Origin of the sequence: Streptococcus sp. SP1 (assembly GCF_030440005.1) — a bacterium.
Taxonomy (GTDB): Bacteria; Bacillota; Bacilli; order Lactobacillales; family Streptococcaceae; genus Streptococcus; species Streptococcus parasanguinis.
This window is the reverse complement of record NZ_JAQFJJ010000002.1, coordinates 1-19,899: the sequence shown is the minus strand read 5'-3', so window position 1 is coordinate 19,899 and position 19,899 is coordinate 1. Positions and strand designations below refer to the sequence as shown.

Annotated in this window: 18 protein-coding genes and 1 pseudogene; 11 read left to right on the top strand and 8 right to left on the bottom strand. The window is 41.3% G+C overall.

From position 1 onward, the window contains the following. Nucleotides 1-4: 4 nt before the first annotated feature. From efeO to nox, 3 genes are all read right to left on the bottom strand, one after another. Nucleotides 5-877, bottom strand: coding sequence for an iron uptake system protein EfeO (efeO, locus tag PCY07_RS01190; protein ID WP_003016640.1), 873 nt, complete (start codon nucleotides 875-877; stop codon nucleotides 5-7). 110 nt (nucleotides 878-987) lie between these two features. Beyond that, complete coding sequence (locus PCY07_RS01185) at nucleotides 988-2,532, bottom strand: ClC family H(+)/Cl(-) exchange transporter (RefSeq protein ID WP_301355101.1); 1,545 nt, start codon at nucleotides 2,530-2,532, stop codon at nucleotides 988-990. A 361-nt stretch (nucleotides 2,533-2,893) separates the two neighbouring features. Continuing rightward, nucleotides 2,894-4,270, bottom strand: coding sequence for a H2O-forming NADH oxidase (gene nox, locus PCY07_RS01180; RefSeq protein WP_049499016.1), 1,377 nt, complete (start codon nucleotides 4,268-4,270; stop codon nucleotides 2,894-2,896). A gap of 224 nt (nucleotides 4,271-4,494) precedes the next feature. Between nox and PCY07_RS01175 the strand changes: the two genes are divergently transcribed. The 3 genes from PCY07_RS01175 to PCY07_RS01165 are packed head-to-tail and all read left to right on the top strand — an operon-like array spanning nucleotide 4,495 to nucleotide 7,312. Then, a complete protein-coding gene (locus PCY07_RS01175) occupies nucleotides 4,495-5,418 on the top strand; it encodes an FAD:protein FMN transferase (RefSeq protein ID WP_301355102.1) in 924 nt (307 codons plus the stop codon). 25 nt (nucleotides 5,419-5,443) lie between these two features. Then, nucleotides 5,444-6,049 (top strand): NADPH-dependent FMN reductase, encoded by a 606-nt coding sequence (locus PCY07_RS01170; RefSeq protein WP_003017195.1) that lies wholly within the window; start codon nucleotides 5,444-5,446, stop codon nucleotides 6,047-6,049. 18 nt (nucleotides 6,050-6,067) lie between these two features. Then, nucleotides 6,068-7,312, top strand: a complete 1,245-nt coding sequence (locus PCY07_RS01165) for an NAD(P)H-dependent oxidoreductase (RefSeq protein WP_014713290.1) — start codon at nucleotides 6,068-6,070, stop codon at nucleotides 7,310-7,312. Between the two features lie 37 nt (nucleotides 7,313-7,349). Here PCY07_RS01165 and PCY07_RS01160 read toward each other — a convergent pair whose 3' ends face one another. From PCY07_RS01160 to brnQ, 3 genes are all read right to left on the bottom strand, one after another. After that, complete coding sequence (locus PCY07_RS01160; protein ID WP_301355113.1) at nucleotides 7,350-7,910, bottom strand: TlpA disulfide reductase family protein; 561 nt, start codon at nucleotides 7,908-7,910, stop codon at nucleotides 7,350-7,352. A 23-nt stretch (nucleotides 7,911-7,933) separates the two neighbouring features. Next, a complete protein-coding gene (gene ccdA2, locus PCY07_RS01155; RefSeq protein ID WP_195311612.1) occupies nucleotides 7,934-8,641 on the bottom strand; it encodes a thiol-disulfide oxidoreductase-associated membrane protein CcdA2 in 708 nt (235 codons plus the stop codon). Nucleotides 8,642-8,792: 151 nt separating this feature from the next. Then, nucleotides 8,793-10,109: a branched-chain amino acid transport system II carrier protein gene (brnQ, locus tag PCY07_RS01150; protein ID WP_301355103.1), complete on the bottom strand. Its 1,317-nt coding sequence runs from the start codon at nucleotides 10,107-10,109 to the stop codon at nucleotides 8,793-8,795. A gap of 136 nt (nucleotides 10,110-10,245) precedes the next feature. Between brnQ and PCY07_RS01145 the strand changes: the two are divergent. After that, nucleotides 10,246-11,274: pseudogene (locus tag PCY07_RS01145) on the top strand (YdcF family protein). Between the two features lie 184 nt (nucleotides 11,275-11,458). On the opposite strand, the gene PCY07_RS01140 reads toward PCY07_RS01145, so the two are convergent. Continuing rightward, complete coding sequence (locus tag PCY07_RS01140) at nucleotides 11,459-12,013, bottom strand: GNAT family N-acetyltransferase (RefSeq protein WP_301355104.1); 555 nt, start codon at nucleotides 12,011-12,013, stop codon at nucleotides 11,459-11,461. Nucleotides 12,014-12,109: 96 nt separating this feature from the next. Here PCY07_RS01140 and PCY07_RS01135 point away from each other — a divergent pair, with 96 nt between their 5' ends. After that, nucleotides 12,110-13,453, top strand: coding sequence for an MATE family efflux transporter (locus PCY07_RS01135; protein WP_301355105.1), 1,344 nt, complete (start codon nucleotides 12,110-12,112; stop codon nucleotides 13,451-13,453). Nucleotides 13,454-13,521: 68 nt separating this feature from the next. Here the strand turns inward: PCY07_RS01135 and PCY07_RS01130 are convergent, their stop codons facing one another. Next, nucleotides 13,522-15,192 (bottom strand): formate--tetrahydrofolate ligase, encoded by a 1,671-nt coding sequence (locus PCY07_RS01130; RefSeq protein WP_301355106.1) that lies wholly within the window; start codon nucleotides 15,190-15,192, stop codon nucleotides 13,522-13,524. Between the two features lie 175 nt (nucleotides 15,193-15,367). Between PCY07_RS01130 and PCY07_RS01125 the strand changes: the two genes are divergently transcribed. The 6 genes from PCY07_RS01125 to PCY07_RS01105 all read left to right on the top strand — a co-directional run bounded on the left by PCY07_RS01125 (nucleotide 15,368) and on the right by PCY07_RS01105 (nucleotide 19,766). Beyond that, nucleotides 15,368-16,045, top strand: coding sequence for a phosphopantothenate--cysteine ligase (locus PCY07_RS01125; RefSeq protein WP_301355107.1), 678 nt, complete (start codon nucleotides 15,368-15,370; stop codon nucleotides 16,043-16,045). 10 nt (nucleotides 16,046-16,055) lie between these two features. Beyond that, entirely contained in the window at nucleotides 16,056-16,595 is a 540-nt protein-coding gene (gene coaC / locus PCY07_RS01120) for a phosphopantothenoylcysteine decarboxylase (RefSeq protein WP_301355108.1), read from the top strand. After that, nucleotides 16,592-17,152 (top strand): ECF transporter S component, encoded by a 561-nt coding sequence (locus PCY07_RS01115; protein ID WP_049497912.1) that lies wholly within the window; start codon nucleotides 16,592-16,594, stop codon nucleotides 17,150-17,152. The genes coaC and PCY07_RS01115 overlap by 4 nt, the downstream gene beginning before the upstream one ends. 284 nt (nucleotides 17,153-17,436) lie before the next feature. Beyond that, complete coding sequence (locus PCY07_RS01110) at nucleotides 17,437-19,152, top strand: phospho-sugar mutase (protein WP_049488758.1); 1,716 nt, start codon at nucleotides 17,437-17,439, stop codon at nucleotides 19,150-19,152. A gap of 49 nt (nucleotides 19,153-19,201) precedes the next feature. After that, nucleotides 19,202-19,384, top strand: a complete 183-nt coding sequence (locus tag PCY07_RS10425) for a hypothetical protein (protein ID WP_080559850.1) — start codon at nucleotides 19,202-19,204, stop codon at nucleotides 19,382-19,384. A gap of 25 nt (nucleotides 19,385-19,409) precedes the next feature. Further along, entirely contained in the window at nucleotides 19,410-19,766 is a 357-nt protein-coding gene (locus PCY07_RS01105; RefSeq protein ID WP_049488756.1) for a thiol reductase thioredoxin, read from the top strand. Nucleotides 19,767-19,899 lie beyond the last annotated feature (133 nt).

Below are 19,899 nucleotides of genomic sequence, written 5' to 3'. Positions count from 1 at the left end.
TTTCCTATTTCCCATCTAAAATCACACCCATTTGAGACAAAGGTTCACCAAGTTTGGTCACAGCTTCTGCCAATTCCTTAGTATCTTCCTTGGATAAATCTGTGTAAGACTTATAGTTTGAATCATCTGTCATGTGTTTGTCCAATAAAGCATTAACATTCTTAAATTCTGCTTCCAAGGTTTTAACCAATTTGGCATCTTTTTTCTCAATCAAAGGTTTAAAGAGAGAGAAGATCTTTTCAGCCCCTTCAATATTGGCGCGGAAGTCGTAAAGATCTGTATGAGAGAAGACTTCTTCTTCACCCGTAATCTTTTGTGTTGCCACTTCATTGAGTAGATCGACAGCTCCGGTCAACATGATATCCGGTGTGACTTCTACTGTAGCAATTTTAGCTTTCAACTCCTTGATATCGTTCACCAGTTGGTCAGCGTATTTGTCTGTTCCATCTGTAGTATTGTTTTCCCAAAGGATACGCTCAATCCGATGGAAACCTGACCAGCCATCTTCTGATTTATTTTCATCCACATAATCCACCAAACGGTAGTCGATTTTGACATCCGATTCTCCGAAAGTTTCAGCGATCGGTTCGGAACGTTCATAGGCCATACGGATCAAGGGGTATTGCTTTTTAGCTTCTTCCAAATTCCCTTCTTTTAGGGTAGCACGGAATCCTTCTGTATCCTTGAGCAATTGGTCAATTTGCATTTCAACAAAGTCTTTGTATTCAGCTGTCGCATTGTCCAAGGTCTTCTGGTCAGCCTTTGACAACTGCACCGTTGAGCTGGTTTGCGTCTTTTGACTTGACTGTTTGCTAGTAGAATTTGCACACCCTGCTAAAAGAGCAACACTCAATAAGAGTAGACTATATTTTTTCATGAAAGACTTCTCCTCATTTGTTCTTGCTCTTATTTTACCAGATGTTTTCTCATTTTTCAATAATTGTCTGAAAATTTAATAATAGAAAAACTTTTATGTGAATCTGTCTTTTACAAAAGAATATCCTTGACCCGTCCAATTTCGGATTCTTTAACCACCACAAAGATGCTATCACCTAGATACAAGCGAGTCGCACCATTGACCGTATAGCTCTTACCGCTTCGCATTTGCGTGGTGATCAAGATATCTTGAGGGAGGTGCAGTTCATGAACTTGTTTTCCTGCAATCTTTTCTGATACAGGGATCTCAATTAAAGTTAACTCTCCTTCTTCTTGCGCCTTATCCGGTAACAATTGCTCGAGCATGGCTTCATAGACTGGTGCTCCATGGAAGAGATCCATGATCATATAAGCCAGCAAGGTCACCATGCCTAGGGGCATTAAACTACGAATATCACCGACCATCTCTGTTACCAAGATCATCGCTGTTAATGGCGCTTTTGAAATAGCCCCAAAATACCCACTCATTCCTAAAATGATGAAAAGAGGCAGCTGGTTTTGAGAGATAAAGCCAATGTTTTGGAGGAAGGTTCCAACGATGGCTCCTAAGAGAGATCCTAATGCTAAAATTGGAAGGAAGATGCCTCCTGGCAAGCCACTACCATAGCTCAACATACTCCAAATGAAACGGATCAAAAAATAGAGAAGGATGGTCAGCACTGGATACGGTACTCGAGCTAAATCCAAGACCAATTGGTTCCCACCACCAAGAATTTGAGGAAGAAAATAGCCGATTGGAAGAATCAAGACAAAGGCAAATAAAGAAGAATAATGTGAAGGGACATGGAAAATCTTCTCAAGTAAGCGATACAATCTTCCGATATTGAGAACCACTATTTCGTAGACATACCCTGCTGCCCCTAAAAAGACTCCAAGAAAAAGATAAATCCAGTACTGAGACAGATGGAGTGGTGGAATATTTTGTGGCATATGAAGCACTGGTGTTTGACCAAAGACATTGAGTGAAATAAAATTAGCAGTCAAACTAGCAGCCAAGGTCGAAATCCAAAAGAAACGTGAAAAATGATGGTAGACCTCTTCAACCACAAATAAAAGCCCCGCTATAGGTGCATTAAAGGCAGCGGCAAGGCCTGCTGCAGCCCCACTTGCAATCAAAGACCGCTCCTCAACCGGGCTGACCTTCAAATGATGGGCCACTCCTTTTCCACCCATTGCCCCTAATTGAATACTAGGACCTTCACGACCTAGCATCAAGCCACTTCCGATGGCCAAGACACCTAGAATATACTTCTTCCACAGGGTATCCCACCAGCTCACCGCCAAGAGGCCCTTGAGCTCTGCTTCGACTTGCGGAATTCCCGATCCCTTGATATCCCGATTGATGCGAATAAGGCGACCAGCAATCAGTACGATCACCCCATACCCCAACAGCATCGCCAGCAAATAAAGTGGTTGACCAGACATCTCCTTGTAAACGCCTTGAACAAAATGAAAAATATGTTCGATCAAAAAACGAAAACTCGAGACGATACAGCCCACAACAATCCCAACCAGAACACCTCTGACAATATGGGCCACAATCGAACTAGAGGCAAATTGAAATTCATTTTTAAAGGCTTCTTCTTTAGCAGACATTCCCTAACTCCTTCAAACTCTTATCCTATTCATTATACCTTATTTTACTGCCTCTGAATACATGGAAAGACAGAAAAAAACAAAACTACCCTTGTTAGTTTTGTTTAGAATGTAGACAAACCATTTTATCAAGTAAAATAAGTTAAGAAATTCTACAAAGAAATATAAATATGTTCTATTTATTATGGAACGAATAAAGAAAAGTCAAAACTTTCCGCTGTGAGAAAAGTGCCTGAAACAATACAGTTTCAGGCACTCGGAATTATTGAGACCTTAGGCTCAATAATTAGTCATGGAACTTCTACGAAGTTCGCTGACGTCCGTACTCACCTAAGGAAAGTTTTTAATAGAACTTTAGCTATTATTCAGCAGTTAAAGCTGCCATTGTGATGTAGTTGTATGGTTTGTTGAAGTGTGGCAAGAAGAACAAGTCCGTCAAAGCCAATTTATCAATCGTCACGTGTTCTTGAATCGCAAGTGAGAACATGTGGATAGCCATTGAGATAGCGCTATCACGTGATACCATTTGAGCTCCAAGGATTTGACGAGTGTCTTTATCGTAGACGATCTTGATACCAACTTCATAGTTATCGTGTTTGATAAATTCAGGTTTTTGAAGGTCGTTAAAGCCAGTTTCAGTGGCATTGAAGCCTGCAGCTTTCGCTTTTTCAAGCGTCAAACCAGTCGAAACCATGTGAAGGCCATAGATAGAGATACCGTTAGAACCTTGAACACCGATTCCTTCTAATTCATGGCCAGTCGCATTGTAGGCACCGACAATACCTGAACGAACCGCATTAGACGCAAGAGCGATGTAGCTCATTTCGTTACGAGCGTTATCGAAGATAGTCGCACAGTCACCAACTGCGTATACACCTGGAAGTGACGTTTCTTGTTTCTTATCAACAAGGAAAGCACCATTGCGGAAGAGTTCGATCTTACCATCAGCAAGAGCTGTATTAGGACGGAAACCAACAGCCAAGATAACCATATCTACATCGAAGGTTTCTTTATCGGTTACAAGGCGTTCTACCTTACCGTCTCCTTCAACCGCTTGAACAGTTTGTCCAAGTGCCAAACGGATGTTGTGGTCTTCCAAGTTTTTCGCCATGATGTCTGTGAAGTCTTTGTCATAGTAGCCATTCAAGACAGTGTCCACGATATCCACCAAGACAACGTCTTTACCAAGACGTTCGAAAGCTTCAGCAAGTTCAACACCGATGTAACCACCACCAACTACGGCGATACGGTTCAAGTGTTTGCTGTTGTCTTTCAATTTTTCGATGACTTCTTCAGCATTTTGGTACAATTTAACGAATTGAAGATTTTCAAGTGTTGCTTTGAATTCGCGGTTACCAGGTACGATTTCAACTCCTTTAATTGGAGGAATGATTGGTGTTGATCCAGTCGCAAAGATTAATTTTTCGTAAGATTCTTTGTGTTCTTTTCCATCAACTTCTGCCGTTACCACTTTGTTGTCATAGTCAATTGAAAGAACAGGAGAGTTCATGTAGACTTTTGCACCTTTTGCTTCCAATTTTTCTTTGTCAGAGTAGAAAAGACCCTCAGGACCGTCGATTTGTTTACCGATCCAAAGCGCCATCCCACATCCAAGGAATGAAATGTTTGAGTTTTGGTCAAAAACCACAATTTCATTTTCATTTCCGAAATTATCTAACATAGTGTTGATACAAGCTGTTCCGGCATGGTTAGCCCCTACAACAACGATTTTACTCATAGAATAAATCCTACCTTTAATTTAATTTACCCCATGAGTATATCATAAAAATGATATCGGTTACAATTATTTTGCTCAGGTTTTGTGAACTTTTTTTCAAATTTACAGAAAACAAAATTTCACATACATATAGGATTGTCAAATAATTTGCTTGAAAGGATTGTGAAAACGGTCTCTTTCTGATATACTGTAAGTAAGTGAAAATTGGAAAGGATAGATTTTTAGTGGAACTAAGCAGTCGATCCGAACGTCTGATGGGGACCACCATCACCGTTTCGATCTTTCACACTCTAGCGGATGAAATCTTAGCTCAATGCTTTGAGATTCTTCGCTCTTACGAACATCGCTTTAGCGCCAATGATGCAAGTTCTGAACTCATGGAGGTCAATCATCAAGCTGGCATTGCTCCTGTCCAAGTTCATCCAGATCTTTTTGAACTGATTGCATTAGGAACCTTGCATAGTCAAGCTCAAAACAGCCATTTAAACATCGCCATTGGTCCTCTTGTACAGACCTGGCGAATTGGATTTTCAGATGCTAGACGTCCCCAGCAAGGGGAAATTGATCAAGCCCTGGCCAAGATCGATCCTCACCAAATCCAACTTGACCCTGAAAACCATACGGTTTTTCTGAAACGTTCCGGGATGAAGATTGATCTTGGGGCTTTGGCAAAAGGTTATAGCGCTGATCTTATTGGTGCATTTCTAAAAGATCAAGGAATTACAGATGCCTTGATTGATCTGGGTGGAAATATCCTCACTGTCGGTCAACACCCCATCAAACAACAGCCTTGGCGGATTGGCATTCAAAATCCAGTTGAAAAAAGAGGGCAACACCTATTAGTCCTCTCCGTCAAGAATAAGTCTATTGTCACCTCTGGCATCTACGAGCGTCATTTAGAAGTCGACGGGCAGTCGTTTCACCATATCTTTGATAGTGCGACAGGCTATCCCGTTGAGACAGACTTGGCCAGCATTACTATTGTTTCAGATCGATCTGTAGATGGGGAGATTTGGACTACCCGGCTATTTGGGGAATCTCCTACTTCCATTCTCAACATTGTTGAATCACTTCCTGGTATGGATACCTTATTGGTTTCGCAATCAGGCAAGATCGCCTATACAAGTGGGCTTCAATCTTATTTATAATTCTACTATCAGAAAGGAATTTTTCATGATAAAACTTATTGCGATTGTGGGGACTAACTCCAAACGTTCTACAAACCGTCAACTACTTCAATACATGCAAAAGCATTTTGCTGACAAGGCTGAGATCGAATTGGTCGAAATTAAAGATATCCCTGTCTTTAACAAACCAGCCGACAAACAAGTGCCTGAATCCGTCTTAGAGATTGTTGCCAAAATAGAGGAAGCTGATGGGGTGATTATTGGAACTCCAGAATACGACCACTCTATTCCAGCAGTCTTGATGAGTGCACTCGCTTGGCTCTCATACGGAGTCTTCCCATTGTTGAATAAACCAGTCATGATTACTGGGGCTTCATACGGTACGTTGGGATCTTCACGCGCCCAACTCCAACTTCGCCAAATCTTAAATGCTCCAGAAATCAAAGCGAATGTCTTGCCAGATGAATTCTTGCTTTCTCATTCATTGCAAGCCTTTGATCAAAATGGAGACTTGGTGGATTTGGATGTTATTCAAAAATTAGATGCCATCTTCAATGATTTCCGTGTGTTTGTGAAAATTACAGACAAATTGCGCAATGCCCAAGAATTGCTTCGCAAAGATGCTGAAGAATTTGACTGGGAAAACTTGTAAGATAGGAGACAGAAAAGAATGAAATTTGTTGGACTTGTAGGATCAAACTACGATCAATCATATAACCGTAAACTCTTGGAATTCATTCGCCGCCAATTTAAGATTAAATTTGAATTGGAAGTTCTTGAAATCGATGAAGTTCCAATGTTCAACCAAGATGAAAAATGGGATGAAAGTTTCCAATTACGTCTCTTATATAACAAAATCACTCGAGCAGATGGTGTCATCATTGCTACTCCAGAGCACAACCATACGATCTCTGCTGCCCTCAAGTCTGTTCTTGAATGGCTTTCTTTCGAGGTGCATCCATTTGAAAACAAACCAGTTATGATTGTTGGTGCTTCTTACTACGATCAAGGGACTTCACGTGCGCAAGTTCACCTCCGTAAGATCCTCGATGCCCCAGGTGTCAATGCTTATACTCTTCCAGGAAATGAATTCCTTCTTGGAAAAGCGAAAGAAGCTTTTGACGAAGACGGCAATATCATCAACGAGGGAACCGTCAAATTCCTTGAAACCTGCTTGGATAATTTTATGAAATACGTTGAGGTTGTATCTAAATTGAAAAAACCAAAACCAATTGAACCAGAAGACTTGGATTGTAATCATCCAATCGCTACAACTGTTACTGAAGTCGATCCTGACGATCCAGATTGGGTAGAAAAAGTAGCTGAAATCACAGGGGCCGTTTCTGGCGATACTTATGTGAAACTAGACCACGGTATCCTAACCGTTGACCAAATTAATATGTTCTTGAAGGCCATGCCATTTGAGTTGACCTATGCCGATGATAACAACCAATTCCTCTATTACAACAATGCCCATCAAGATCCAGATACCATGTTTGCCAAACGTGTACCATCTCAATCTGGTAGCCGGATGTCAACAGTTCACGGATCCCTCCCACCGGCACGTATGAAAAACGTAGAATGGGTAATTGGTACCCTTCGCAATGGAAACCAAGAATATGTTCGGACCATTGTCCCAGGATCACCTGAAGGTGTGATCAATACCCACAACTACCAAGCCATGTACTATGACGATGGTTCTTATGCTGGTATCAATGAGATTGTCTTCAACTTCAAACCATGGTTAGACTGGTACCTGCAAACAACAGGACAACGTCTAGTTGGCGGAAGCGGTCCATTTGCTCCTGCTGGTGGACACGGTAGTGCAGATGCAACTTCTGGTGCTTCTGATGCTGGAGGACATGGTGACGGAGGGCACGGAGATGCCGATGCCACTTCTGGTGCAAGCAACTAAGAAACTAGAAAAAAATGAAGCTTCTTGCTTCATTTTTTTATGGTAACTCTTTGATGATCTTCTTAGCATCTTCGTTTGAAATAGCCCCTAATTGGACATGTCCAATTTTCCCATGACTGTCTATAAAGACTTCTGTAGGAATAGAGCGAACCTGATAATCTGCAAATGCAGAACCATCTGGATTGTACAAGACCGGTACGGACTTATAATCTTGTTGATCAAACCATTTGACGAATTCTTCTTCTGTTTTTTCACCTTGGAGTCCTGGTGCCATAATGGTCAGAATTTCAAAGTTTCTATCCGTATCCTTGACCAATTTCTCTAATTCAGGCATACTTTTCCGGCAAGGGCCACACCAGGTTGCCCAAAATTTCAAATAAACCTTCTTCCCTTTGTAGTCTGAAAGTTTGACCATATTCCCCTTCATATCCTTTAGTTCAAAGTTACTAGCGTCTTTTCCTACCAAAGGATTCTTATTCGTTGTTGTATTCATTGTTGGCTGATTGCCCATACTACTCTCACTGGTTTGATCCATAGAACAAGCTGACAGCAAAGCCAGAGAAAGTACTGAGAAACAAGCGTATTTAATACCTTTCATCATGCGTTAAACCTCCGATATTTTTATGAAAAGATAGATGACAAACTGTTCAATTGTCCCAAAAGTAAGAGAATTCCCATCAGAATAATGATGGCTCCGCCGATTTTCTTCAGCAACAACAAATGGGGTTTGAGACGATTAAAGTAAGGTAGGACCAGACTAGATGCTAAGGCCAACAGTAAAAACGGAAGGGCCATTCCCAATGTATAAACAAGGAGATAAACAGCTCCCATAAGAGCATCCTGCCCATCTGATGCTACTAAAGCAAGAACTGATCCCAATACCGGACCAATACAAGGGGTCCAACCAAAACTAAAGCCAAGACCAAGGAGAAAAGCTGAAAACAATTCATTCTTCTGTTTGGTGGCTCCAAAATCCATTGTTTTTTGCTTCTCAAGGAAATGAAAGTGAAAAACTTCCATCTGATGAAGACCAAGGATAATGATGAGAGCTCCCATCAGATAACGGAACCAAGGACTATAAATGACTTTTCCAAGCAAGCCCGCTCCAAAACCAATGAGGAGGAAAATAACAGAAATACCGGCAATAAAACAAAGGGTTTTCAATAAGCCATGCCAGCGAATCTTCTTCCCGAACAATCGGATAGCCTTTTCCTGATCACTTCCTAGCAAGATTCCAATATATACTGGTAGCAAAGGAAAGACACAGGGAGAAAAGAAAGACAGAATACCTGCAAGAAAAACTGTCAGTGAAAAAACGATTGGATTCATAGTTAACTCCGTATATTGATATGCTACATTCAGTATAACATTGATTGACCTATAATAAAAATTTCCGCTACGTTTTTTTACTAAAATTTGGAATTGGATACTAGTTTCAAAAAAACTCTAAAGCACAAAACTTTAGAGTTTCTAATATTACTTATTCTTCTGCCGTTTGTTTATTTGGTAATACGAGCGATAAAAGAATTCCGATGACTACTGGTACTAACCATGGAAGAGATTGAGCAGCAAATGGAAGCAAAGCAATCCCCTTTTCTACTAGTGAAATTTTAAAGGTACTTGCCAGAACACTTGCAACAGAGACCAAGCTGGCTAAGAAAATAGTCAATTGCATTCCTGGTTTTGAAAGGGCCACAAATTTATTCACTATCACAATCAATACAATGGTAATGGTGATTGGGTAAAGAATCATCAAGACCGGCAATGAAAAGGCAATAATGGCATTCAGGCCAAGGTTGGCAATCGCAAAACCAATCAGAGTGAAGACACTTGCATAGACCTTGTAAGAAACCTTAGGGAATGTGCTATGGAAGAATTCACTAGTAGAGACGATTAAACCTGCTGTTGTGGTAAAGCAAGTCACCGTCACCATTCCTGCTAGGAAAATCTGAGCAGTCGGACCAAAGATCGCTTTGGTCGCTTCTGATAATACATACACTCCTTTATTGGTATCAGATGACATAACAGAAGCCGGAATTGGAAAATGATTCCCCAGATATCCTAAACCGATATAAAGCACACTAAAACCAAGTGCTACGACAATTCCAACCAGCCAAATAGTCTTGATATATTCTTTCTTACTTGAAAATCCAAGTTGATTCAAGGTAGTCACTGCGATCACACTAAAGGCAACAGATGCCAAGGCATCCAAGGTATTGTACCCCTCTAAAAATCCTTGCCCAAAGGCAGAAGCCTGATAGGCTTTTGTGGTTACCATTGGAGCGTGTCCACTGTATTTTAAAGCTCCAAGAATGACCAAGATCAAAATGAGAATCGCAAAGATTGGGGTCAAAATACGCCCGATTCGATCTAGAATCTTAGATGGATTCAAAGCAATCAGAAAGGCTAGCAAAAAGTAGGCCAGGGTAAAAATGAAAAGTGCTAAACTAGCATTCATTCCACCTAATAGAGGTGCTATCCCCACTTCGAAAGATACCGTCGCTGTCCTTGGAATGGCAAAGAAAGGACCAATCGAAAGATAAAGCGCAACTAAGTATACAATCGCGAAAACAGGTGAAACTTTACGAGAAATCTCATGAATATATCCTTTGGGATTAAGTGTCCCGATAATCAAGGTCACAATGGCAATTCCCACTCCTGAAAGGACAAACCCAGCAATAGCTGGCCAAAATTGATTACCCGATAAAGCACCAAGAGCCGGTGGGAAAATCAGGTTTCCAGCACCAAAAAAAATACCAAACAGTAATAAACCTGTCAGGGAACCTTTTCGTAACATACTATCTCCTTAAAAAAAAACGATAATCTTAACTTTATCAAATTCATTTGAAGAATGCAACTAATTTGCATGAACAATAAGCTATAGATCTCCCTTATTATGGTACAATGGATGTAAGATTTTTAAGGAGTAAAGCATGTATCTATATCTATTCTGGTTATTTCCAGCTCTTATCTTTTTATTGTTCTTTATGAGTGATCGCAGAAGACTTTTTAATGCTTATCTCTTTTCGATAAACCTGGGGCTTCTTCTACTGATTTCTGCATTTCTACTAGTCGTTCGAACTGAGCTATGGTTTAATCAACAAATTGCAATTATTGTCTTTGTTGTGATTTCCATCTTCGTTTTTCTCAGCATTATTTTCTCATCTATCTTTCTCCTTTTTAACGGCCGTCAAATGATGCTTTTTGAAGGAAAAAGACTGGCCAACCTCCTCTCTCTGCTTTATGGACTGTTTATTATCGGAGCTTTGGCACTACATTTTCTACCCTATTTCCCAGGGAATGACATCCTCATTTATCTGACTGACTTCGCCCTGTTTTACATGACCTTTCTCTACCTCTCTTATGTATCCTATGGGACTTTTTGCAATCTCTTTCCAGTTCGCAAAGAGCCAGACGCCATCATCATCCTTGGCTCAGGTTTGATTGGAGACAAGGTTCCCCCACTCTTGGCCCAGCGTCTTGAGAAGGGAAAGGCCATCTATGAGCAGTTTGAGAGACGACCAAAGCTGATTGGTTCTGGTGGTCAAGGGTCAGATGAGCTGATCGCTGAGGCGGAAGCTATGGCCGGATACTTGATAGAACACGGGGTTCCAGAAGACGCCATTCTCATCGAGAATCGCTCTCGTACTACTTTTGAAAACCTGACCATTAGCAAGCGTATCCTTGAAGAAGAGGGGCTTGGCAAGAGAGTCCTTGTGGTGACCAATTCTTTTCACGCACTCCGTGCAGGTGTCTTTATGAGACGATTGATAATACCTGGTTGAAGTATCGGTTCAAAAACAGCTTTTTACTATCTTCCATCCGCTTGGATTCGAGAAACCGTTGGCTTGGTTTCACTCTATTGGAAATGCCATGTCGCCTTCCTAACTCTTCTATTCCTGCCTTGGTTCTTTACACAAATCATGAAACTGATTGAGTTCTTCATTCAACATCTAAACTAAAAGAGGCTGGGCAAAAACTGTCCAGCCTTCCTTCTATGCTTGATAGAAGTAACTATATGACGCAGTGGTTGATTGGCATCTTTGTTCGCTTATTAAGCTACAAAGATGACCTAATCAACTGTGCGGGGGTGGGAAGACGAACTCTTTTTAACTAATCAGAGTTCTTTCCCACTCCCTTTCTTGTCTAGTGATCACTAAAGCGTCTATATTTAATGCGGAAGTCGAAATAATTTTCTTCCTGCAGTTTACGGAAAATATCGCGATAAGCCTCTTCGTCAAAGTGATCACCCCGATAGAGAATTTCAAAGCTCAGTCCGTCGTATTCTAAAAAGGCATTGGCAGTTTTAAATCCATTTCGCTTATAGAAATCCATCCGAGACTGTCTTTGCTCTAGATTGTCACATTCTTCATCTAAACGTTCCACTTCAAGAATCATGGTTCTTTGGTAAAATTCTACCAATTTTTCAATGATTTCTTGACCATAACCGTGGCTACGTAGGTGGGGCATAATGGCAAAGAAGCTAACATAAAAAACTTTCTGATTATAGATAGAAAAAGCAAATCCTACAAATTCTTCTTCGTTATAAAAAGCAAAAAAATTAGCATCGTCATTGTCCGTATAACGCAGGTATTCCGACAAAGGAACTCGCTCTTCTTCTGGAAATGCCTCGATATTCAGCCTCTCGACCTTGTCCAGATCTGGGAACGTTTCCGTGATTAATTGGCTGGTTAAGCTCATAAAAGCCTCCTTTTCTGCCCTGATTATACCAAAATATGTAAGAGCTTTCAACTATCGACGCTTGTCGCTGGTTCCTGAAGTTGGTATAATGACACTATGAAAAGAATTCAACGTGTGGACCTCATAGATGGTCCTATTTTACCCGCTCTTTTGAGTTTCGCCTTTCCTATTCTTTTGTCCAATATCTTTCAACAACTCTACAATACCTCGGATGTTATGATTGTAGGGCGTTTTTTAGGTCAAAAATCATTGGCTGCCATTGGGGCGACCTCTGCTATTTTTGATTTGATTGTTGGATTTGCTGTCGGTGTCGGCAATGGGATGGGGATTATTATCGCAAGAAATTATGGAGCCAAAAACGAAGATCAATTACGAAAATCAGTCGCAGCAACTGCTATTATTGGTTGCATCCTCAGTCTCTTCGTGATCTTCATTGGCGCTGTCGGACTTTATCCACTGCTCCAGTTTTTAGGGACCCCATCAGCAATTGTGTCTCAGTCTTATCTCTATATCGCTACCATTGTTAATGGTGTGGCTGTGACCTTTGCCTATAATCTTTGTGCCGGACTTCTTAGAGCGGTTGGCGATAGTCTAGCGGCACTCTACTTCCTGATTATCGCTGCCATTCTCAATATTCTTCTCGATCTTTATTTTATTACCCAACTTCATCTTGGAGTTCAATCTGCTGGGATTGCAACCATTATTGCTCAGGGTATTTCGGCCCTTCTTTGTCTTCTCTATATTCGTAAGAAGGTCCCTTTTCTGCTCCCGCATCGCAAGGATTTTGTTTGGGACAAGGAACTTTATCAGGATCTGCTAAGTCAGGGCCTTGCCATGGGCCTCATGACTTCCATCGTTTCGATCGGAACGGTTATCCTCCAATCCGCTATTAATCAGCTTGGAACAACCATTATCAGTGCACAGGTCGCAGCCCGTCGCATCATGTCCTTTGCCGTTTTACCGATTACAGCTATCGCCTCAAGTATCACAACCTTTATCTCGCAGAATTTTGGCGCAGAGCAATTCCAGCGGATCAAAAAAGGCGTTACCATTGCCAACCTTCTTTCTTGGGTTTGGTCTGTCTTGGTTGCTGCTCTTCTATTCTTCACAAGTCCGTCTATAACCAGCTTTATTTCCGGCTCTACAAATCCTGATCTCATTGCAAATGCCAGTCTTTATCTCCAGATCAGCTCTTGCTTTTATCCTATTTTGGCGAGTCTCATCATCCTGAGAAATGCCCTACAGGGAATGGGTAAAAAATTAACCCCACTCACATCCAGTTTTATTGAATTGTTTGGAAAAATTTTCTTCGTTCTGTGGATTATTCCTCACACCGGCTACATGGGGGTCATTCTCTGCGAACCCCTTATCTGGATTCCCATGACCCTACAGCTCATCATAATCTATCGAAAAATCAGGTACCAACTCCTTACTGAATAATGATTGATTAACAAGACCAAAACAACTTCTGCTCATTTGAACAGAAGTTGTTTTTAGATATCTAGTTATTAGAACAAACCGATAGCTGTTCCATCAGCAGCCACATCCATATTCAAAGCAGCTGGACGTTTTGGTAAACCAGGCATGGTCATGACATCCTCAGTCAAAGCGACAATAAACCCTGCTCCCAATTTTGGAACCACTTCACGAATAGTGATTTCAAAGTTTTCAGGAGCTCCCAAGGCATTTGGATTATCAGAGAAGCTATATTGTGTTTTGGCCATACAGATTGGCAACTTATCCCATCCATTTTTCACGATTTGAGCAATTTGTGTCTTGGCTTTCTTTTCAAAATTCACCTTCGTACCGCGGTAAATCTCTGTAACAATCTTTTCAATTTTTTCTTCAACAGAAAGGTTGTTATCATACAAGCGTGTGTAGTTAGCTGGACTTGTTTCGATGGTCTTAACCAAGGTTTCAGCAAGGTCAACTCCACCGTCCGCACCATTCGCCCATACACTCGCAAGCTCAACTGGTACATCAATTTCAGCACACAATTCTTTCAAAGCAGCAATTTCTGCTTCTGTATCAGTGATAAATTCATTGATGGCAACCACTGCAGGAATGCCAAACTTACGGATATTTTCAACGTGACGTTTCAAGTTGGCAAAACCAGCACGAACAGCCTCTACATTTTCTTCAGTCAAAGCATCCTTGGTCACTCCACCGTTCATCTTAAGAGCACGGAGAGTCGCTACGATCACAACCGCATCTGGTGATGTAGGCAAATTTGGAGTTTTAATATCAAGGAATTTTTCAGCGCCAAGGTCAGCCCCAAAACCAGCTTCTGTAATCGTATAGTCGGCTAAATGAAGAGCTGTCGTCGTTGCTAACACAGAGTTACATCCATGGGCGATATTGGCAAATGGACCACCGTGAACAAAGGCAGGCGTTCCATAGATGGTTTGAACCAAGTTTGGCTTAATCGCATCTTTGAGGATCAAGGCAAGAGCCCCTTCCACTTCCAAGTCACGGACATAGACTGGGCTACGATCATAGCGGTAACCGATAACAATATTGGCCAAACGACGTTTCAAATCTTCAATATCTGTCGCCAAGCAAAGGATGGCCATGATCTCAGAAGCAACCGTAATATCAAAACCGTCTTCACGCGGAATCCCATTTAAAGGACCGCCAAGACCGACAGAAACATGACGAAGAGCGCGGTCATTCAAGTCCACTACTCGTTTCCAGATAATCCGACGTTGGTCAATTCCTAGCTCATTTCCTTGGTGCAAATGATTATCAATCAATGCTGAGAGAGCGTTATTAGCCGTTGTGATCGCATGCATATCCCCTGTGAAATGAAGGTTGATGTCTTCCATCGGTAGAACTTGGGCATAGCCACCACCAGCAGCACCACCTTTAATCCCCATAACTGGACCTAAAGAAGGTTCGCGAATGGCAATCATGGTTTTTTTACCGATTTTATTCAAAGCATCTGCTAGACCAATGGTAATGGTTGATTTCCCTTCTCCAGCTGGAGTTGGGTTGATCGCAGTGACTAAGATAAGTTTTCCTACTGGATTTTTCTCAACTTCACGAATCTTATCAAAGCTCAATTTCGCCTTGTATTTTCCATACAATTCAAGATCATCGTCTACCAAACCGATCTTCTTAACAACGTCCACAATCGGTTGGAGTTCAATGCTTTGAGCAATTTCGATATCTGTTTTCATAAGGGACTCCTTTATATTTGATAGATCTATTATACCTAAAATTCGCGAAAATGACATGGTTTTTCCACCTTTTGAATCGAACGTTCGTTTTTTATCTAAATTTTATGGCTACACATAGCTAATCCTAATAGCTTCAGAACTTTACTTACGTATCTTTTTAGTGTAAAATAAGCATATGCATATTTTAATTACATCAGGCGGGACGAGCGAAGCCATTGATAGTGTTCGTTCGATCACCAATCATTCCACCGGGAGCCTAGGGAAAATTCTTGCAGAAATGGCTCTTGCTAAGGGACATCAGGTAACCTTGATCACAACGCCTATCGCGCTTAAACCCGATCCTCACCCACACCTTCGTCTTCTATTGATCCAGAATGTCGAAGAATTACTCGCACAAATGAAAACGGAAGTCCCTCATCATCATGTTTTGATTCACGCTATGGCTGTTTCAGACTACACACCTGTTTACATGACTGGCCTTGAAGAAGTTGAGAAAGCTCAGGATCTTCATACCTTTATCCATCGTGAAAATCAGGAAGCGAAAATTTCTTCCAAAGAAGAATACCAAGTGCTCTTTCTAAAGAAAAATCCGAAGATTATCTCCCTCGTCAAGGAATGGAATCCTGCCATTCAACTGATCGGCTTTAAACTATTAGTTGACGTTTCTTCTGAAGAGTTGATCCAGGTAGCGCGTGAAAGCCTCGTTAAAAATCATGCTAGCATGATCGTTGCCAATGATCTGACCAAAATTCAGAATGGACAGCATCAAGCCTATCTAGTGACAGACAATCAGGTCCTAGAAGCTTCTACGAAAACAGAAATCGCAGAGGCTATCCTAAGTTATATCAAATAAAAAGGTACATATGACACAAATTACTTTAGCTGTTACCGGTAGTATTTCCGCCTATAAAGCGGCTGATATTACCAGCCAACTAACCAAATTGGGGTTTGAAGTGAAGGTCCTCATGACTCCTGCAGCCAGAAAATTTATCACCCCTTTAACTTTGCAAGTTCTTTCAAAGAATCAAGTAGGCCTTGATGTAATGATCGAAGACGATCCACAGAGGATCGAGCACATCGACATTGGAAAAGAAACAGACCTCTTTCTTGTAGCGCCAGCCAGTGCCAATACCATTGCTAAATTGGCAAGGGGGCTTGCAGATAATATGGTCACAAGCACAGCTCTAGCTTTGCCTCAAACCACAAAAAAATTACTAGCCCCTGCTATGAATACAAAAATGTTAGAACACCCTGCTACCCAACGAAATCTAAAACTCTTACAAGACTATGGTTACCAGATTATCCAACCTCGTGAAGCTCTACTGGCTTGTGGCGATCAAGGTTCTGGGGCTCTAGCGTCTGTAGAAACTATTGTAGAAACTGTTAAGGAGAATTGTTTATGAGAAAATCATCTTCTATTTCACGAATTGCCATCTTTTTTGCGGTTATGATCACTATTCACTTTGTGACGTCCTTCATTCTGCAATTTGTTCCATCAGGCATTCAACCAACCTTGGTTCATATCCCTGTCGTGATCGCATCTATCATTTATGGACCTCGTACAGGTGCTATTCTAGGACTACTCATGGGCCTCTTTAGCCTCACCATGAATACACTAGTTTTAACCCCAGCAAGCTATCTCTTTAGTCCCTTTGTCCCTCACGGAAATCTCTACTCCCTTCTCATCGCTTTAGTACCGCGTATTCTCATCGGGGTAACCCCTTACTTCGTCTATCGCTGGATCCACAATCGTACAGGTCTTATGGTAGCTGGGATGATCGGTTCTATGACCAATACTGTATTTGTTTTAAGCGGGATTTACTTCTTCTTTGGGAACAGCTTTGGAGGGGGAATTCAAAATTTCCTTGGCTTGATTGTGTCTACTAACTCTCTTATCGAAGTCGTTGCGACAGTCCTCATTACCAGCGCAGTTGTTCCATCTCTTGAAAAATTAAAATAATCTTCCAGAGTCTGGGACAAAAGTCTAACCTTAAATTTAAAAAGCGAACAAAACGAGTTTATCTGACACTCAGAATACTGTCTTGTTCGCTTTTTTGTCTAATCTATCGATTTTAAAAATTTATAATAAAGAATTCCTAAAATCAAAATCTTTTTTTCTCAGCCTCTTTTTATGGTTGAAGGCCTATATTTTTTTTGAAATGATTTACAATTATCGCTAGAATTTTCTGAAAAAATTTGCTATAATGAAAGCGATTAAATTAAAAGCAAAAAGGAGACGCTTGCATGACCTATCAAGAAAACTACCAAAAATGGCTCGACTTTGCTGAATTACCAGCTTACCTTCGTGACGAGTTGGTCGCAATGGATGAAAAAACAAAAGAAGATGCCTTCTATACTAACCTTGAATTCGGTACAGCTGGTATGCGTGGATTAATCGGTGCTGGTACCAACCGTATTAACATTTATGTTGTTCGCCAAGCTACTGAAGGGTTGGCCCAATTGATCGACTCAAAAGGGGAAGAAGCTAAAAAACGAGGAGTTGCGATTGCTTACGATAGCCGTCACTTCTCTCCTGAGTTCGCTTTTGAATCTGCTCAAGTTTTGGCTGCCCATGGTATCAAATCTTATGTTTTTGAAAGTCTTCGTCCAACACCTGAATTGTCATTTGCTGTTCGTCACCTCCACACATTTGCTGGGATCATGGTAACAGCTAGCCACAACCCTGCTCCATTTAATGGATATAAAGTATACGGTGAAGACGGTGGACAAATGCCTCCAGCAGATGCTGATGCACTAACAGATTACATCCGTGCGATCGAAAATCCTTTCACTGTGCAATTGGCAGACCTTGAAGAAAGCAAAGCTAGCGGCTTAATTGAAGTTATCGGTGAAAACGTCGACGCTGAATACTTGAAAGAAGTGAAAGGCGTTAATATCAACCAAGACTTGATCAATGAATACGGTCGCGATATGAAGATTGTCTACACTCCACTTCATGGTACTGGTGAAATGTTGGCTCGTCGTGCTCTTGCCCAAGCTGGATTTGAAGCTGTTCAAGTTGTTGAAGCTCAAGCTGTTCCAGATGCTGACTTCTCAACTGTTAAATCTCCAAACCCTGAAAACCAAGCTGCCTTTGCTCTTGCTGAAGAACTTGGTCGCAAAGTAGACGCTGATGTATTGGTTGCAACTGACCCAGATGCTGACCGCCTTGGTGTTGAAATCCGCCAACCAGATGGTTCATACCTCAACCTTTCTGGTAACCAAATCGGAGCGATCATTGCTAAATACATTCTTGAAGCTCACAAAACAGCTGGTACACTTCCTGCCAATGCTGCTCTTTGTAAATCAATCGTATCAACTGAGTTGGTGACTAAGATTGCAGAAAGCTACGGCGCAACAATGTTTAACGTCTTGACTGGTTTCAAATTTATCGGTGAAAAAATTCATGAATTTGAAACACAACACAACCACACTTACATGCTTGGTTTCGAAGAAAGCTTCGGTTACCTCATCAAACCATTCGTACGTGACAAAGATGCTATCCAAGCCGTTCTTATCGTTGCTGAAATCGCAGCTTACTACCGCTCACGTGGTATGACTTTGGCAGATGGTATCGAAGAGATCTACAAACAATACGGCTACTTCGCAGAAAAAACAATCTCTGTTACCCTTTCAGGTGTTGACGGAGCTGCTGAAATCAAGAAAATCATGGATAAATTCCGTGGCAATGCTCCTAAACAATTCAACAAGACAGACATTGCTAAGACAGAAGACTTCTTGGAACAAACAGCTACTACTGCTGACGGCGTTGAAAAATTGACAACTCCTCCAAGTAACGTGCTTAAATACATCTTAGCTGATGATTCCTGGTTTGCCGTTCGTCCTTCAGGTACAGAACCAAAAATCAAATTCTACATCGCTACAGTTGGTGAATCTGAAGCAGATGCTAAAGAAAAAATTGCCAATATCGAAGCAGAAATCAATGCTTTTGTAGGTTAAAACACGAGGCTGGGACAAAAGTCCTAGCCTCTCAATTATTTTTGGATTGTTGAGCAAGACGCAGTGGTTTAGTGGGCTCTACTACGCTGATTTCATCAGCTTTTACAGCCCTACTCAACTGTGCGGAGGTGGGACGACGAAATCGAATTCTAACGAATTACCGATTTCTGTCCCACTCTCTCTTTCTTTCGTAGCAAATACCAGCGATTTTATAGAAAATATGGCATACTAGACTTAGAAGAAAGCGAGGTAATCTCATGGAACAATTTGAACAATTTTTAGAAGATATTAAAGATCTTGAAGTGACAACTGTCGCGCGTGCACAAGAAGCGATCGATCAAAAAGAAACAGCGACCTTCTTTATCGGACGCAAGACTTGTCCATACTGCCGGAAGTTCGCTGCTAAGTTAGCAACTGTCGTAGCTGAAACAAAAGCTCATATCCACTTCATCAATAGTGAAGAACCAAGTCAACTAGACGCATTACAAGCCTTCCGCTCAACCTACGGTATTCCAACTGTTCCTGGATTTTTACATGTTGAATCCGGAGAAGTCAGTGTTCGTTGCGACTCATCTATGTCCGAAGAAGAAATTAAAGCATTCGCTCATTTATAAAAAAATTGAGGCTGGGACAAAAGTCCTAGCCTCTCAATTGTTTTTGGATTGTCGAGCAAGACGCAGTGGTTGAGTGGGCTCTACTACGCTGATTTCATCAGCTTTTACAGCCCTACTCAACTGTGCGGAGGTG